This window comes from Sphingobium sp. RSMS (genome assembly GCF_005406185.4).
Lineage (GTDB): Bacteria > Pseudomonadota > Alphaproteobacteria > Sphingomonadales > Sphingomonadaceae > Sphingobium > Sphingobium fuliginis.
In genome coordinates this window covers 380,670-395,431 of sequence record NZ_CM191257.1, presented here as the reverse complement: position 1 = coordinate 395,431, position 14,762 = coordinate 380,670, and the positions used below count along the sequence as shown (strand labels likewise).

16 protein-coding genes and 1 tRNA gene are annotated in these 14,762 nt (G+C 67.0%); all 17 read right to left on the bottom strand.

Annotated features, from left to right (window positions below; genetic code table 11):
• Positions 1-14 precede the first annotated feature (14 nt).
• Positions 15-977 (bottom strand): thioredoxin-disulfide reductase, encoded by a 963-nt coding sequence (gene trxB / locus EGM87_RS01850; RefSeq protein ID WP_025550180.1) that lies wholly within the window; start codon positions 975-977, stop codon positions 15-17.
• Between the two features lie 120 nt (positions 978-1,097).
• Positions 1,098-1,835, bottom strand: coding sequence for a proteasome-type protease (locus tag EGM87_RS01845; RefSeq protein ID WP_025550181.1), 738 nt, complete (start codon positions 1,833-1,835; stop codon positions 1,098-1,100).
• A gap of 24 nt (positions 1,836-1,859) precedes the next feature.
• Positions 1,860-2,729, bottom strand: a complete 870-nt coding sequence (locus EGM87_RS01840; protein WP_048575373.1) for a transglutaminase family protein — start codon at positions 2,727-2,729, stop codon at positions 1,860-1,862.
• Positions 2,730-2,742: 13 nt separating this feature from the next.
• Entirely contained in the window at positions 2,743-3,675 is a 933-nt protein-coding gene (locus EGM87_RS01835) for an alpha-E domain-containing protein (RefSeq protein ID WP_025550183.1), read from the bottom strand.
• A gap of 160 nt (positions 3,676-3,835) precedes the next feature.
• Positions 3,836-5,245, bottom strand: coding sequence for a circularly permuted type 2 ATP-grasp protein (locus EGM87_RS01830; protein WP_025550184.1), 1,410 nt, complete (start codon positions 5,243-5,245; stop codon positions 3,836-3,838).
• Positions 5,246-5,358: 113 nt separating this feature from the next.
• Positions 5,359-5,435, bottom strand: a tRNA-Met gene (locus EGM87_RS01825).
• Positions 5,436-5,542: 107 nt separating this feature from the next.
• Complete coding sequence (locus EGM87_RS01820; protein WP_137709213.1) at positions 5,543-6,304, bottom strand: prepilin peptidase; 762 nt, start codon at positions 6,302-6,304, stop codon at positions 5,543-5,545.
• Positions 6,301-7,023, bottom strand: a complete 723-nt coding sequence (gene gspN / locus EGM87_RS01815; RefSeq protein ID WP_137709214.1) for a type II secretion system protein N — start codon at positions 7,021-7,023, stop codon at positions 6,301-6,303. The genes EGM87_RS01820 and gspN overlap by 4 nt, the downstream gene beginning before the upstream one ends.
• Positions 7,020-7,505, bottom strand: coding sequence for a type II secretion system protein M (locus EGM87_RS01810; protein WP_137709215.1), 486 nt, complete (start codon positions 7,503-7,505; stop codon positions 7,020-7,022). Before EGM87_RS01810 ends, gspN begins: the two co-directional genes overlap by 4 nt.
• Positions 7,502-8,614 (bottom strand): type II secretion system protein GspL, encoded by a 1,113-nt coding sequence (gene gspL / locus EGM87_RS01805; protein WP_137709216.1) that lies wholly within the window; start codon positions 8,612-8,614, stop codon positions 7,502-7,504. The genes EGM87_RS01810 and gspL overlap by 4 nt, the downstream gene beginning before the upstream one ends.
• The gene (gene gspK / locus EGM87_RS01800; RefSeq protein ID WP_137709217.1) at positions 8,611-9,600 is read right to left on the bottom strand and encodes a type II secretion system minor pseudopilin GspK; all 990 of its coding nucleotides are present in this window, start codon (positions 9,598-9,600) and stop codon (positions 8,611-8,613) included. The genes gspL and gspK overlap by 4 nt, the downstream gene beginning before the upstream one ends.
• Positions 9,593-10,258 carry a type II secretion system minor pseudopilin GspJ gene (gspJ, locus tag EGM87_RS01795; RefSeq protein WP_137709686.1) on the bottom strand — a complete coding sequence of 222 codons (666 nt, stop codon included), beginning with the start codon at positions 10,256-10,258 and terminating at the stop codon, positions 9,593-9,595. The genes gspK and gspJ overlap by 8 nt, the downstream gene beginning before the upstream one ends.
• A gap of 68 nt (positions 10,259-10,326) precedes the next feature.
• Positions 10,327-10,710, bottom strand: coding sequence for a type II secretion system minor pseudopilin GspI (gspI, locus tag EGM87_RS01790; RefSeq protein ID WP_083199098.1), 384 nt, complete (start codon positions 10,708-10,710; stop codon positions 10,327-10,329).
• A 10-nt stretch (positions 10,711-10,720) separates the two neighbouring features.
• Positions 10,721-11,269: a GspH/FimT family pseudopilin gene (locus EGM87_RS01785; RefSeq protein WP_316252058.1), complete on the bottom strand. Its 549-nt coding sequence runs from the start codon at positions 11,267-11,269 to the stop codon at positions 10,721-10,723.
• Positions 11,270-11,294: 25 nt separating this feature from the next.
• On the bottom strand, positions 11,295-11,873 hold the full coding sequence (gene gspG, locus EGM87_RS01780) for a type II secretion system major pseudopilin GspG (protein WP_410483104.1): 579 nt from the start codon (positions 11,871-11,873) through the stop codon (positions 11,295-11,297).
• A gap of 93 nt (positions 11,874-11,966) precedes the next feature.
• On the bottom strand, positions 11,967-13,184 hold the full coding sequence (gene gspF / locus EGM87_RS01775) for a type II secretion system inner membrane protein GspF (protein WP_025551095.1): 1,218 nt from the start codon (positions 13,182-13,184) through the stop codon (positions 11,967-11,969).
• Positions 13,177-14,721 carry a type II secretion system ATPase GspE gene (gspE, locus tag EGM87_RS01770; protein ID WP_272481264.1) on the bottom strand — a complete coding sequence of 515 codons (1,545 nt, stop codon included), beginning with the start codon at positions 14,719-14,721 and terminating at the stop codon, positions 13,177-13,179. The genes gspF and gspE overlap by 8 nt, the downstream gene beginning before the upstream one ends.
• Positions 14,722-14,762 lie beyond the last annotated feature (41 nt).

Sequence of the window (14,762 nt, the reverse complement as noted above, 5' to 3'; positions counted from 1 at the left end):
ACCGCTTGACCATTTCATTCCGCCGCGACAGCCTCGAAATCGGCTTCGGCCAGGAACTTCTCCACATCCAGAGCGGCCATGCAGCCCATGCCGGCGGCGGTAACGGCCTGACGATAGACCTTGTCGCTGACGTCGCCCGCCGCGAAAACGCCAGGGATGGCGGTCCGGGTCGTGCCCTTTTCCACCAGCAGATAGCCCTCGTCCATCGGCAGCTTGTCGACGAACAACTCCGTGGCGGGCTGGTGGCCGATGGCGACGAACGCGCCGTCCGTCTCTATATGCGATTTGTGGCCGGTCACCGTGTCGATCAGGTCGACGCCGACCAGCCCCTCGGGATCGCCGCCGCCCACGAAGCGATCGACCGCCTGGTTCCACAGCACCTTGATGTGCGGATGCGCGAACAGGCGCTGCTGGAGGATCTTCTCCGCCCGGAGCGAGTCGCGGCGGTGGATCAGGGTGACGTCATGGCTGTGGTTGGTGAGGTACAGCGCCTCCTCCACCGCGGTATTGCCGCCGCCGATCACCACCACCTTCTTGCCGCGATAGAAGAAGCCGTCGCAGGTCGCGCAGGCCGAGACGCCCTTGCCCTGCAAAAGCTGTTCGCCCTCCGCGCCCAGCCATTTGGCCTGGGCGCCGGTCGCGATCACCAGGCTGTCCGCATAATAGAGCGTGCCGCTGTCGCCCTTCAGGCGGAAGGGCCGTTCTGACAGGTCGACGTCGATGATCTGGTCGTACATCATCTGCGCGCCGACATGCTCCGCCTGCGCCTGCATTTGTTCCATCAGCCAGGGCCCCTGGATCACGTCGCGGAAACCCGGATAATTTTCGACGTCGGTCGTGATCGTCAACTGGCCGCCCGGCTGCATGCCCTGCACCACGATCGGCGCCAGGCCCGCGCGCGCGCCATAAATGGCGGCGGACAGGCCGGCCGGGCCGGAACCGAGGATCAGCATGCGGGTCGAATGGGTGGCGGTCATGAAAGTCTTTCCGGCTGCGATTCGTCTGTCGGGATGAGATAGGCGAAGCAGGCGGACGCGCAAGCGATGGATTTGCTTGAAGGGTGAGAAGCTGAGCCTTGGGCCGCCACCTTCGTCCCGTCAATCGAGGACGTTGGGCAAATCCTCGAACCCCTTGCGCAGCGCGGCGGACCAGCTGTGCGAGAGAAGCTGGAACTCCTCATTGTCCGCCTCGATCCGGGTGCGCACGCGGAAGTCGAAGGCATCCCGTTCTATCACGGTCAGGTCCAGCGGCATCCCCACCGACAGGTTGGACCGCAGCGTCGAATCCATCGACACCAACACTGCCTTGGTCGCATCTTCCAGACTGGTTTCGCGCTTGATGATGCGGTCCAGGATCGGCTTGCCATATTTATGCTCGCCGATCTGGAAGAAGGGCGTGTCCTCCGTCGCCTCGATGAAATTGCCGGCCGAATAGATGAGGTAGAGCCGCGGCTTGCCGCCCCTGCGCTGCCCGGCGATCAGGATGGAGGCGTCCGCCGCCGCGCCCTGCATCTCGATCGTGCTGCGATAGCGGCCCTGCATGGTGCACATCGCCTCCCCCACGATCTGCGCGACGCGGTGCATGGTGGGGCAGTTGAGGATCGTCTCCACATCCGGATCGAGCGCCGAATCCTTGATCGCGCGGCCCAGCATCGCCTTCACCCCCTGGGTGATAGACAGATTGCCGGAGCACATCAGGGTGATCGCCCGCTCGCCCGGCACGCTGTAGGTGAAACTTTTCCGGAAGCGCGCGATATTGTCCATTCCCGCATTGGTGCGGGTGTCGGACAGCATGACCAGCCCCTGGTCGACGCGCACCGCCACACAATAAGTCATGGCCCCAAGGGCTCCTATCGTCGTTCAACCCTGCGTGGTGGTCTGCGCGCCCTGTTGTTGCTGCCGCTGGAGCTGCCGCTCCTCCACCCCATCCTCCGCCTGCGCGATCCGGACGTCCGCGTCAATCCAGATATCGCCGGCCACGGTCACGGAGCCGCGTATCGGCGCGGCCTCATCCGCATCCAGCCCGCAGGCGAGGCGCAGATAGCGCTCCGTCACGCAGACCCGGTTGGAGGGATCGAATCCCACCCAGCCCAGTTCGGGCACTAGCGCCTCCGCCCAGCCATGAGTTTCATGCAGCACGTCGCCCTCATCGGCCAGCAGATAGCCGGACACATAGCGCGCGGGGATGCCCATGGACCGCGCGCCGGCGATGAACACCTGCGCATGATCCTGACAGACCCCGGCGCCCAGCGCGAAAGCCTCCGCCGCCGTGGTGTTCGTGGTCGTCACGCCTGCGCGATAGGCCACGGCATCGCTGACGGCGGCCGACAGCGCATGCAGCCGGGCCAGCGGCCCGTCTTCGTCGGGGAGGGACAGCGCCATCGCCCGGATTTCCGGCGATGCCCCGGTCAGCCGCGTTTCCCGCAGGAAATAGCGCGGATTCACCGGGCAGCCGAGCCAGCCCACCACGCCATGGCCTTCGCATGTTTCGACCAGTCCTTCCGCGACGATCACGGCATTGTCCAACCGGTCGTGCCGGACCCAGATCGCCTCCATCTCGCCATAGCTGTTGCGGCGAAAGCCGGTCAGCGGATCGCCATTGACGCTGACCTGCCAGTCCAGCACCTTCTGCGTCGGCGTATCGACGGGCATCAGCTTCAGCCGCATCGCCACCCGCCCGGCCGCAGCCTCATAGCGATAGATGGTCTGGTGGCGGACGAGCAGTTTCATGCGCGTCCTCCCATCAGCCGAAATGATAGGCCTGGGCGATCTCGACGCCCAGGCGGTTGGTGCTCATCAGGCCGTTCTGCACCGTTTCATGCAGGCCGGCCCGGAAGATTTCGCCGCTGTCCAGCTTCTCCAGATCGGTCACCATCTGCCGCACGGTGTCATGGCAGGCCGAACGCGCATCATGCCATCCGGCCAGACGGTTCAGCCGATAGGCAAGCTGGTCGTAGCAATAGGCGACGCTGCGCGGGAACAGACGGTTCAGCATCAGGAAATCGGTGATCTGCCAGGGCGTGTAGGTGCCGCCATAGACATGGTGGAACGCCCGCGCGCCAGACAGCGCATAGAGCACCGACGTCCATTGATAATGGTCGCGATTGCCGCCGACCACTTCCGTTTCCGGCAGCAGCACATAATATTTGACGTCCAACAGGCGCAGCGTCATCTGCGCCCGCTCCAGCGCGGAGCCGGTGCGCAGGAAGTCATGCCCCTCATTGCGGAGCTGCCCCGAATGGGCCGCGCCGCGGAAGGTCATCACCCGCGTCTTCACCCAGTCGATCAGCGCGGGAAGCTGCTGCCGCGCCTCCGCCACGTCATAGCTGTCGAGCTTGCGCCAGCCTTCGTTCAGCGCCTCCCACATGTCCTGCGTCAACATGGTGCGGGCCGATTTGGCGTTGGCGCGCGCTTTCAGCAGGCAGGACCGGATGGAGGAGGGATTGTCGAGGTCCAGCATCAGGAAGGCGATGGCGTCGCTCTCCGTCACCTGCGCGCCTTCGGGAAAATGGTTGAGCGCGCCTGTGGCCCGCACCACCGATCGCCACTCGTCGCGATGATGCGCGCCGGGCAGGATCGCCATGCGCTGGCCCATGGTCAGCAGGCGGGCGGTGGCCTCTGCGCGCTCCATGTAGCGGGCCATCCAGAAGAGATTTTCGGCCGTCCGGCTCAGCATGGGGCCCGCTCCCACTCTTCCGTCATTCCCGCGAAGGCGGGAAACGCCAGTACGGCGAAGCCAATCCATCTCCCAAGCGTGCCGCCAGGGGTGAGATCAGGAGATGTATTCCCGCCTTCGCGGGAATGACGGAGAGGGGTGATGAAGGTTCTAAACATCATCAATCCTGCAATACCCAGGTGTCCTTCACCCCGCCCCCCTGGCTGGAGTTCACCACCAGCGATCCTTCGGTCAGCGCCACCCGCGTCAGCCCGCCGGGCACCAGCCTGATCTGCTTGCCCACCAGGCAATAGGGGCGGAAATCCGCATGGCGCCCCACCACCGCCGCCGGTCCCAGCGTGGGCACGGTCGACAGGTCCAGCGTCGGCTGGGCGATGAACTCGCCCGGATTGGCGCGGATGCGGTCGGCATAGGCCGCGATCTCGTCCTTGGTCGATTTCGGCCCGATCAGCATGCCGTAGCCGCCCGATCCATGGACTTCCTTCGCCACCAGTTCGTGCAGATTTTCCAGCACATAGGCGCATTCGTCCGGCTTCCCGCACTGCCAGGTCTGGATATTGTCCAGGATCGGCTGCTCGCCCAGATAGAAGCGGATCATTTCCGGCACATAGATGTACACGGCCTTGTCGTCCGCGATCCCCGATCCCGGTGCGGACGCCAGCGTCACACCGCCATTGCGATAGACGTTGAAGATGCCGGGCACGCCCAGCAGGCTGTCCGGCCGAAAGACCAGCGGGTCGATATATTCATCGTCGATGCGCCGGTAGATGACGTCGACCGCCTTCGGCCCCAGCGTGGTCTTCATCCACACCCGGTCGTCGTCGACGAACAGGTCCGCCGGCTCCACCAGTTCCACGCCCATCAGGTCGGCAAGGAAGCTGTGCTCATAATAGGCGCTGTTGAGCGAACCGGGCGTCAGCACCACCACCACCGGATCGCCCTTGCAGGCGGGCGGCGCGACTTCCTTCAGGCTTTTCAGCAATTCCGCGGGATAATCGTCGACCGGCGCGACCACGCCCTGCGCGAACAGTTCCGGGAACATGCGGGTCATGATCTCACGATTTTCCAGCATGTAGGACACGCCGGAGGGGGTGCGGCAATTATCCTCCAGCACCTCGAACCGGGTTGGCCCGGTGCGGACGATGTCGATGCCGACGATATGGCTGTACACTTTCCCCGGCGGGGTGAAGTCGGCCATTTCCGCCAGATAGGCGCTGTTCTGATAGATGATGTCCGCGGGCATGACCCCCGCCTTCACAATTTCTCCGCGATGATAGACGTCGTGGAGGAAGGCGTTGAGCGCCCGCGCCCGTTGCCGGATGCCCTTGTCCAGCACGCGCCATTCCTGGGCCATGAAGATGCGGGGCAGCAGGTCGAAGGGGATCAGTCGTTCCGGATCGCCCCCCTCCCCATAGACGGCGAAGGTGATGCCGATGCGCCGGAAGATCGCCTCCGCCTCATCCATTCGACGATTGAGCCCGGCAATGCCGGTCCGATCCACCCAATTCTGCACTTCCGCGTAGCAGGGGCGTATCGAACCATCCGGCTCAAACATTTCGTGGAAGGGCAAAGTATCGATCCTCCCTCAGCCGGCCATCGGCTGGTTGTGCATTGCAACATTAGTGCAACAGGAAAGGACGAATGCAAGCGGAAAATCCGCCTGGGCCTGACTGTCTGTAAAGGTGGTAGCGGAGGAGGGACTTGAACCCCCGACACGCGGATTATGATTCCGCTGCTCTAACCAGCTGAGCTACTCCGCCCCATGGGCCGTCCGCCGGGCCGTGCCCTGCGGTGAGGCGGCGCTATAAGCAGAGCGGGCTTATGGGTCAACGGGGTTTCACAGCATCGTGAAATTTCTCTGGCCGGGTCATCCGCCTGCACTGGCAAGGACGGTTGCAAGCCACCATCCCGGCACCGCGGCCAGGGCGAGGAAAGTCCCCAGCGGCACGCGCGTCGTGCCGTCCACCCTCCCGCCCGTCGCCATGACCGCGAGGACCGCCAGCAGTCCCGCGCTCGCCGCCAGCAGCAGGATGAAGGGCAAGGCCTGCCAGCCGAACCAGGCGCCGAGCGCACCCAGCAGCTTGGCATCGCCCAGACCCAGCCCGTCGCGCCTCCGGAAGCGCCGATAGCCGAGCGCGACCAGCAGCAGCGTCAGATAGCCAGTCAGCGCGCCGATCGCCCGATCCCCCATCGTCGCGTCGGTCGTCCAGGGACCAAGGGTGAAGCCCAGGAACACCAATGGCAGGGTCAGCGCGTCGGGCAGCCAGAAATGCCGCCGGTCGAGCACCGCCAGCGCCAGGAGCAGCCAGCCCAGCAGAGCCCATCCCGCCCCGCCCGGATCGGGCGAAAAGCCCAGGGCGAGCACGCCGATGATCGCGCATCCTGCCTCCACCCGCCCATGCAGCGGATCGATGGGCGCGCCGCAGGTCCGGCACCGCCCTCGCTGCGCCAGCGCGCTTGCCATCGGCACGAGATCGAAGACGCTGAGAATCCGCCCGCAGCCGTCACAGGCCGACCGGCCGCGCAGCACGCTGCGCCCCTGCGGCCAGCGCAGGACGATCGTGGCAAGGAAACTCCCGGCTATGGCTCCGGCTGTCGCGCCCAGCAGGGCGGGGAAGACCTCAATCACAGCGTCCCTTCGATCTTCAGCACCCGCGCGCCCCCGGCATCGGCAAAGCCCGCCTTGGCCAACGCCTCGCCCAGCGTCGCGTCGGCGGTTTCCACCCGCATTTCCGCCTGATAGCGGCCCGATCGCCAGATGCGCAGATTGACCTTTTCCAGCCCCGACTGGCTGACCAGCGGCAACAGCAGCGCTTCGCCGTCGCAACTGGCCACGCACGAAAGGCCCTGCGACAGGTTCAGTCCCGGAAACTGCCCCGCCATCTGCGCACGGACCCGTCCCTCGGCATGGCCGCAGCGGTCGCCGGAGAACCAGGCCGACACATCGTCCATGACGAAGCTGCTTACCGGCAGCGGCGCGAAGGTCCGGCCCAGCGGCACCGCGCCCGTCACATCGTCGATCCCCATGCGTCCGAAGCCGACCGTCAGCGCGCCGCTCAGATCGTCCGCTGCGCCATTGCGGCGCCAGACGTCGAACCGCGCCCGTCCGACCAGCAGCGACACGGGCGACAGGCCCGCATGGACCGATCCCAGCGACACCGTGCCCAGCATCAGCCGGTCGATCCCGCCGCTCCACACCGTGCCGCGCACCTCCCGCGCCGCCACGCCCAGCCGCTGCAGACCCGCCATGCCGAGCGCGACGCGCATCGGCAGGAAGATGAGGAATCCCGATGCGAACACAGCGATGAGCGCGATGCGCACCCGCCGCGAAAGGCTGAGCCCCATCATTGCCCGCCCCGCACCAGCACGGCCTGCACCGCGACGCTGCCCGCCGTCGCCGCCGGCCGCGCGCTTATCGTTTCGATCCGGATGCCCTCTGCCTCCAGGACGGAGAGCCATGATAACAGCGCGACCGGCCGCACCGAGGCAATGGCCATGTCGACCCGGTCGGCGCCCTGCGCCTGCGCGCGTTCCAGCGTCAGCCCCGCCTCGCTGGCGCTCTGGCCGATGAACTGGTCCAACGGCACGCCCGAGTCGACTGTCGCCGCCGTGCGCGGCAGCGACTTCAGCAGCTTCACCTTGGCGCGGATGGCGGCATTGCGATCGGTCGCCTCCCGCAACCCGTCGCGGGCCGAACGCTGTGCAGCGTCGAGCGGCCGCACCACGCCCAGCCACAGGATCACCACCGCCAGCAGCGCGAACATCACGCCCAGCATCCACTGTTCGCGGGGACTCCGTTCGCCCCATAATGCCTGCAACCGTTCCATCATGACCGCACCGTTATGTCCGCGAGCATCCGCCCGCCGGGGTCCTGCGAAGGCGTCGCCGTGATGGCGAAGCCCGCCGCCTGCAAGGCCAGCAGCACGCTGTTGATGTCATCCCCCTTCGCCGCCGCCAGCGTGGCGCGGATCATCCCGTCCGGATCGCGCGACAAAGCCGTCAGCGACACGCCGGGCACATCCTGCATCGCGCTCAACAGGCCCGAAACCGGCGCGGTGAAGGCATAGCCGCCCGCCCCGCGCGCAGCGAGTTGACGGTCCATTTCCGCCTCCGCCTGGAGGACGTCGGTCGCCCCCGGCACCACCTGCCGCGCCAGGGCCAGGCTTTCCGCGTCCAGCGCGCTCGCCGCGAAATGCTGCTTGGCAAGGCCGACCAGCGCGATGGACAGGCTGACCAGCAGGATCAGCCCGCTCCAGACCGCGATGCGTGCCATCGTCCGTTTATCGAAGGACCGCCGCACCCGCTTGGCGAAGTCGCCCTGCCGCAAGTCGAGCGGCGGCCGGTCCAGCGCGGCAATCGCCCGCGCTTCGATCTGGTCCGCGGGAACGTCGCGCACCGCGGCATCGCCGATCAGTTCCGGCAGGGCCAGGTCGCCCGCCAGCGCCAGGTCGCTCCCGCGCAGCACCGCTTCGCCGCCGACCAGAGCACGCTCGAACCCCTCCTGCGGTTCGGGCAGCAGCAGCGGGGCAGGCACGATGATGTCCGGATCAAGCCCATGATGCTGCGCCCAGAGCAGCCAGTGCTGCATGTCGGCCCTCGCAGCCACGGCGACGCAATGCGGCCGCGCCGGATCGTCATTGTCGTCGGCTGCGGCGAAAAGCTGGTCCGCGGGCACGATCCCGCCCGCCATGGCCGCAAGCCGCGCCGCCGCCCTCCCCTGCCGGGCAGGCAGATCGGGATAGGCGCCCCGATGCAGCGTCACCAGCGCCGCCGGAGGCACCAGCATCACCGTCATATCCCTGGGCAGCGCCGTGAGGCCGCAAGCCGCGAGCCAGTTCGTCCCCGCCCCTTTCTGCACCACGGCGCCGTTCGCCACCCGCATCCACAGCGGCTCCGCGCCCGGCCGTTCCGGCAGGGCGACGATCAATCCCTCGCTCACGCGCCGGTCCCCCAATTGCGGCGTATCAGCTTGGCCGGACTTTGCCGCGCATCGATCAGCGCCCGTTCGACCACCTGCGTTCCCCCGACATCCACCGACACTTCCACTCCGAAAAATCCCGTCGTCAACCTGACCTGCTGTGCCGCCTCTTCCAGCGGGCTGAGCCCCGCCAGCGACGGCGCGCGCCAGAATTCCACCGTACTGCCGTAGCCATCCACCGGCCGCTGCGCCAGCAATTGCCGCGCCTGCGCGACACTCAGCTGCCCCTGCATCAGCATGGCGAAAAGCGGCGCCTGATCGGGCAGCAGCGTATTGATGTTGATGGGCGACAGATCGACGGTCGGCAGGGCGCATACCCATGGCCGCACCAGCCCGTAAATGGCCGGCGTCACCCCGTTGACCGCCCGCAATTCGCTGGGATCGACCATGAAACGGTTGGCCGTGCGATAGGGCCGCGGCGCCCGCGCATAGGTCTCGTCCTCCGCGCCGCCGGGCTGCGACACGCCGTCCGTGTCGATCCAGTCCGCCAGCGACGCCGCCGCCACCTGCGCCTGCCGCGCGTCGACGCCCAGCGCCTGCAACAGCGCCTGGAACTGCGATACGCCCACCGGGCGCACCTTCAGATCAGCCTCGGTCTCGCCCGCGACCACGCTGTTGAGGTTGAAGCAATTGCCCCCGTCCGTCACCCGCGCCGTGGCGACCCCGCCCGGCACGGATATGGCCTGCGGCGTTCCCATCCAGTTGCCGGCCAGCGTCGTCTTGCCCGGATTGGCCGCAACCAGATCGCCTATGCGCATCCGGGCGATCTCCGTGCCGGCATCGGCAAAGGCGCGCGCCTGATCGACCGCGCCGCCATTGCCGGTCATCCGCGTGGCCAGCGCCAGCCGCTCCAGCGCGGTGGAAGCGACCACCGCCATCACCGCCACCAGCAGCAGCACGGTCAACAGCGCCGCGCCGCGCTCTCCCGGCTTGCGGGGGTCAACCATTGGCTGGCACCCCTTCCGGCTTTTCCGCCGGACCCGGCCCCACCAGGAAACGCAGCGTCACCGGCGGCTCGCCGGTTCGCGTCACCGTCATCTCCACGGCACGGGGCATCAGGTCGGGCTGGGTCGGCTCCCATTCGTCGCGCCAGTCGCCGCTGGAGTCGCGGAAGCGCAACGCGACGTCGCCGACCCCGGTGAGCAGCGCGGCCGGCTCGTCGCCCGCCGCACCGTCGACCTGCGCATAGGTGCGCCGTTCCAGCCGCCCCTGCCGCACCCAATATTCGACCTTCTGGAGCGACGGCCGCGGCAGATCGCCCAGATTGTCCCAGCCGCCGCGCACGAACTGGAGGATGGGCTGGCTCTCCCCCTCCCGATGCGACCAGAAGGCGGGCGCCAGCGTGCCTGCCTCCGTGCGGCTGATGCGCGGCACCGCCTGCCCCAGATCGGCCGCCAGCGCCCCACTCGCCCGCTGCACCGCCGCCATGTCGTCCAGCCGCAGCTTGATCTGCGCCTCTGCCGATACGCTATTGCCCAGCAGCAGCACCCCCGCCGCCGCCAGCATGGCGAAGATCATCAGGGCGACGAGCAGTTCGATCAGCGTGAAGCCGTGTTCGGCGGAATGTCTCAGAGACTCGAAGCCGTGTTCGGCGGAACGTCTCAGAGACCCGAAGCCGTGTTCGGCGGAATGCCTCACGGACCCTATGCCGTGTCCGATGGAACCTGCCTGCCTCATTGCACCACCCGCACGAAGCTCAGCACCACGGGGGAGGAGCCCGCCTGACCGTCGACGGCAAGATCGACTTGCAGCAGGCGCTTGTCATCGGTCGCCTTGACCTGCCGTGTCCAGTGCCAGCGCCGCCCGCCATTGTCGACATCGCCTTCTTCACTGCCGAGCGAAGGCGGCGCGGGATCGGTCTGCACCTCCACCATCAGGTTGCGCGCGACGATCTGACCCATCGCCTTGCTGTCGAGGTCGGCGGCGGTGTGCAGAGTCACCCCTTGCAGGCGGACGAGCGCCAGGGCGGCCAGGCTGAAGACCGCGAGCGCGACGAGCATTTCGAGCAGGGTGAAGCCTTGCTCCTCCCCACGCGCCTTGCGGCAGCGTGACCGCATGAAGCGCGTCCTACCCACCGACAACGACCTTTCCGGCCATATCGACCGAAATCGAGACCCGCTCTCCCTCGCGGGCAAGGATTACCGTCATGGGATCGGTCGGAAGCCCCGTGCCGTCGAAGCCGATCTGCTGCCGTCCGTCCTTCCCGACCAGCGCCCGCGTCCCGGCCTTCCAGTTGGCGGTGGCGAAGGGCTTGTCCTCCAGCCCCACCCATTGCCCGCCATCGCGGCGTTGAAAGCCATAGCCCGAGGCCGATACCCATACACCCATGGGCCGCGCGGTAACGACCGCTTCGTCGCGCGCCGCGGCAAGGCGAGCGGCGAAGCGATCGGCATCCTCGATCACCCGGCCGCGAGGGTCGGGGATCGCCAACACCACTGCGGCCGAAATGAAGCCGATGATCGTCAGCACGACCATCAGCTCGATCAACGTGAAGCCGTGTTCGGCGGAACGTCTAAAAGACCTGAAGCCGTGTTCGGCGGAACGTCTAAAAGACCTGAAGCCGTGTTCGGCGGAACGTCTAAAAGACCTGAAGCCGTGTTCGGCGGAACGCCTCAAAGATCCGGAGCCGTGCCGCCGGCGATCAAAGCTCGCTGGAATAGATGTCGGCATTTTCATTGTCGCCACCCGGCTGCCCGTCCGCTCCCAGCGAACTGATGTCGAACGCGCCCTTCCGCCCCGGCACCGCATAGTGGTATGGCCGGCCCCAGGGATCGTTCGGCAGCTTCTTGATATATCCCCCGCGCCGGTAACGCTGCGGCTGGGCGAGCGCGGCCGGCGGGTTGATCAGCGCCTGCAACCCATCGGTCGCGGACGGATAGGCCAGATTGTCGAGCCGATATTGTTCCAGCGCCTGTTCGATGGTGGCGATGTCGGCCTTCGCCTTCTCCACCCGCGCGGTATCCGTCGCCGGAATGACGTTGATCGCCACGATGGTGGCAAGCAGGCCGATGATGACGATCACGACCATCAGTTCGACCAGCGTGAAGCCGTGTTCGGCGGAACGCCTCACGGGCGTGAAGCCGTGTTCGGCGGAACGTCTCAAAGACTCGAAGCCGTGTTCGGCGGAGCGCCTCGGAGACCCGAAGCCGTTCTCTCCTTCCCCTCTCCTGACGTCATTCCCGCAAAGGCGGGAAACGCCAGTTCGGCGCAGCCAATCCATCTCCCACAAGAAACGCCAGGGGGAACGTTCAGGCGATGGATTCCCGCCTTCGCGGGAATGACGGAGAGAAAGGATCTTGCGCATAAACACTCCTCAGGCCCCGGTAAGGCTCTGCAATTGCAGGATGGGCAGCAGGATGGACAGGATGATGACGGCGACGATGCCGCCCATGGCGATGATGATGACCGGCTCCAGCATGGCGAGCGCGGCGGAGGTGAAGCTGTCGAATTCCCGCTCCAGATAGTCCGCCGCCCTCTCCAGCATGGTGTCCAGCCGCCCCGCGCTCTCCCCGCTCGCCGCCAGATAGACGAGCAAAGGCGGAAACACGCCCGCCCGCCGCAGCGCCGCCGACAGGCTGCCGCCGCCGCGAATGGCCTCCACGATCTCCTCCGAAGCCTGCCGCAGCACCCGGTTGTGCACCGTCTGGGCGGTAAGCGACAAGCCCTCCATCAGCGGCAGGCGGCTCGCCACCATGGTCGACAGAGTGCGCGCCATCCGCGCCGCATGCAGGTCGCGGATCAGCCGCCCCAGCAATGGCAGGCGCAGCAGCATCGCATCGAAGCGATAGCGGAAGCTTTCGACCTTCAGCGCCCGCCAGAAGCCGAAGCCAGCCACCCCCAGCAGGATCGCCAGAAGCCACCAATAGCCCGCCAGAAAGGCGGAAATCCCCATCACCATGCGGGTGAGCAGCGGCAGTTGCTGGCCCACCGTATCGAACTGCTCCACCACCTTGGGCACGACGAAGATCATCAGCGCCGCGACCACGCACACCGCAAAGGCGGCAAGTACGGAAGGATAGGCTATGGCGGTCAGCACCTTCGACCGGATCACCGCCTGCCGCTCCATGAGGTCGGACAGGCGCTCCATGATCGTGGGCAGGCTGCCGGAACTCTCGCCCGCTGAAATCATCGCGCGGTAGAGCGGCGGAAAGCTCCTCGGCTCGGCGCCCAGGGCGTCGGCCAACCGCCGCCCCTCCAGCACGCCCGAATGCACCTTGCCGACAATCGCCTGCACATGCGCCTGCTCGCTCTGCCGCCCGATGGTGCGTAGCGATTCCTCCAGCGGACTGACCTGGATCAGCGTCGACAACTGCCGGGTGAACAGCGTCAGTTCCTTGGCCGAAAGGCGCGGCGCGCCGAACGACAGCCCTGCCCGCCTGCGCGCCTTTTCCACCGCGCCCGGCTCGATCCGCACGATGAACAGCTTGCGCGAGTCCAGCTTCGCCCGCGCATCCTCGACCGTTTCAGCCTTGATCGCGCCCTTGCGCTCACGCCCGGCGGGGTCGATGGCGATATAGTCGAACTCAGCCATCGGTGATGGTTTCCACCTCGCCCGCGTCGCGCCGCGACACGCGGATCGCTTCTTCCGCCGTCGTCTGGCCGTCGCGCACCAGCGCACGCGCCGCCGAACCCAGATTGGGCGCGTTCAGGAAAGCATGGCGCGCGATCAGCGATTCATCGCCGCCGTCATTGATCAGCCGCCGGATCGTATCGTCCACCCGGATCGCCTCGAACACGCCGATGCGGCCCTTGTAGCCGGTGCCGTTGCATGACTCGCATCCCCGCGCCCGATAGATGATCGTGCCCGGATCGAAGCCCAGCAGGGCGCTGGCCGACTTGTCCGCCTGCACCGGCTCCCGGCAATGCTGGCAGAGCCGCCGCACCAGCCGCTGCGCGATCACGGCGCGCAGGGTGGAGGCGAGCAGGAACGGTTCCACCCGCATGTCGCGCATCCGCGTGATCGCACCCACCGCGTCATTGGTGTGGACGGTGGACAGCACCAGATGCCCCGTCAGGGACGCCTGCACGGCGATTTCGGCAGTCTCCCGGTCGCGGATTTCGCCCACCATCACCACATCGGGGTCCTGACGCAGGATGGCGCGCAGGCCGGCCGCGAAGGTCAGGCCCACCTTCGCATTCACCTGCGTCTGGCCGACGCCCTCGATCGCATATTCGACAGGGTCCTCGACCGTCAGGATGTTGCGCGTGCCGTCGTTGAGCTGCCTGAGGCCCGCATAGAGCGTTGTCGTCTTGCCCGACCCCGTCGGCCCGGTGACGAGGATGATGCCATTGGGTTCCTGCAACCCCTCCCGGAAAATCCGGTCCGCCGCCCCGGCCATGCCCAGCAGGTCGAGGTTCATGCCCGCATTCTCCTTGTCGAGAATACGCAGCACCACCCGCTCTCCCGCCCGGCTCGGCAGGGTGGAAACGCGCACGTCGAGCAGTTTCCCGCCCAGCGTCAGCCCGATCCGCCCGTCCTGCGGCACGCGCCGCTCGGCTATGTCGAGGCGGGCCATCACCTTGATGCGGCTGACGACGACCGGCGCGACATGGGGCGGCATGCGCAGCGTCTCCCGCAGCACGCCGTCGACGCGCATCCGCACGATCAGCCCGGTCTCATAGGGTTCGATATGGATGTCCGACACGCCCTGCCGCGCCGCTTCGGCAATGATGCCGTTGATGAGGCGGATGGCGGGCGCATCGTCGGCGCTGTCGAGCAGGTCGTCGGCGGTCGGAATGTCGGCGGCGAGGATGTCCAGCTCGTCCGCCCCGACATCGAGCGATCCCGCCATGGCGGCGGCGCTGCCCTCCATCGCATAATGGTCCGACAGATGCCGGTCGAACTGCGCGGCATCGACGAAACGCACGTCGAAGCTGCGCGCCAGATGCCGCCGCACCTCCAGCAGGACGCGCGGATCGCTGCCTTCGCGCACGGCGATGGTCAGCCGCTCTCCATCCGGCGGCAGCATGACCACGCCGTGCTTTCGCGCGAAGACATAGGGTATGTCGACGGCGCGCGGCGCGATATGCGGGGGGATATCGCCAGAAGCAGAAGCGGCTTCCTGCACCCTAACCTCCGTTCGGGCTGAGCTTGTCGAAGCCCAGTCCT

Coding starts and splice junctions, on each gene's coding strand:
- trxB (WP_025550180.1), bottom strand. CDS start 977: ATGACCGCCACCCATTCGACCCGCATGCTGATCCTCGGTTCCGGCCCG.
- EGM87_RS01845 (WP_025550181.1), bottom strand. CDS start 1,835: ATGACTTATTGTGTGGCGGTGCGCGTCGACCAGGGGCTGGTCATGCTG.
- EGM87_RS01840 (WP_048575373.1), bottom strand. CDS start 2,729: ATGAAACTGCTCGTCCGCCACCAGACCATCTATCGCTATGAGGCTGCG.
- EGM87_RS01835 (WP_025550183.1), bottom strand. CDS start 3,675: ATGCTGAGCCGGACGGCCGAAAATCTCTTCTGGATGGCCCGCTACATG.
- gspN (WP_137709214.1), bottom strand. CDS start 7,023: ATGATGGGGCTCAGCCTTTCGCGGCGGGTGCGCATCGCGCTCATCGCT.
- EGM87_RS01810 (WP_137709215.1), bottom strand. CDS start 7,505: ATGATGGAACGGTTGCAGGCATTATGGGGCGAACGGAGTCCCCGCGAA.
- gspK (WP_137709217.1), bottom strand. CDS start 9,600: ATGGTTGACCCCCGCAAGCCGGGAGAGCGCGGCGCGGCGCTGTTGACC.
- gspI (WP_083199098.1), bottom strand. CDS start 10,710: ATGCGGTCACGCTGCCGCAAGGCGCGTGGGGAGGAGCAAGGCTTCACC.
- gspG (WP_410483104.1), bottom strand. CDS start 11,873: ATGGATTGGCTGCGCCGAACTGGCGTTTCCCGCCTTTGCGGGAATGAC.
- gspF (WP_025551095.1), bottom strand. CDS start 13,184: ATGGCTGAGTTCGACTATATCGCCATCGACCCCGCCGGGCGTGAGCGC.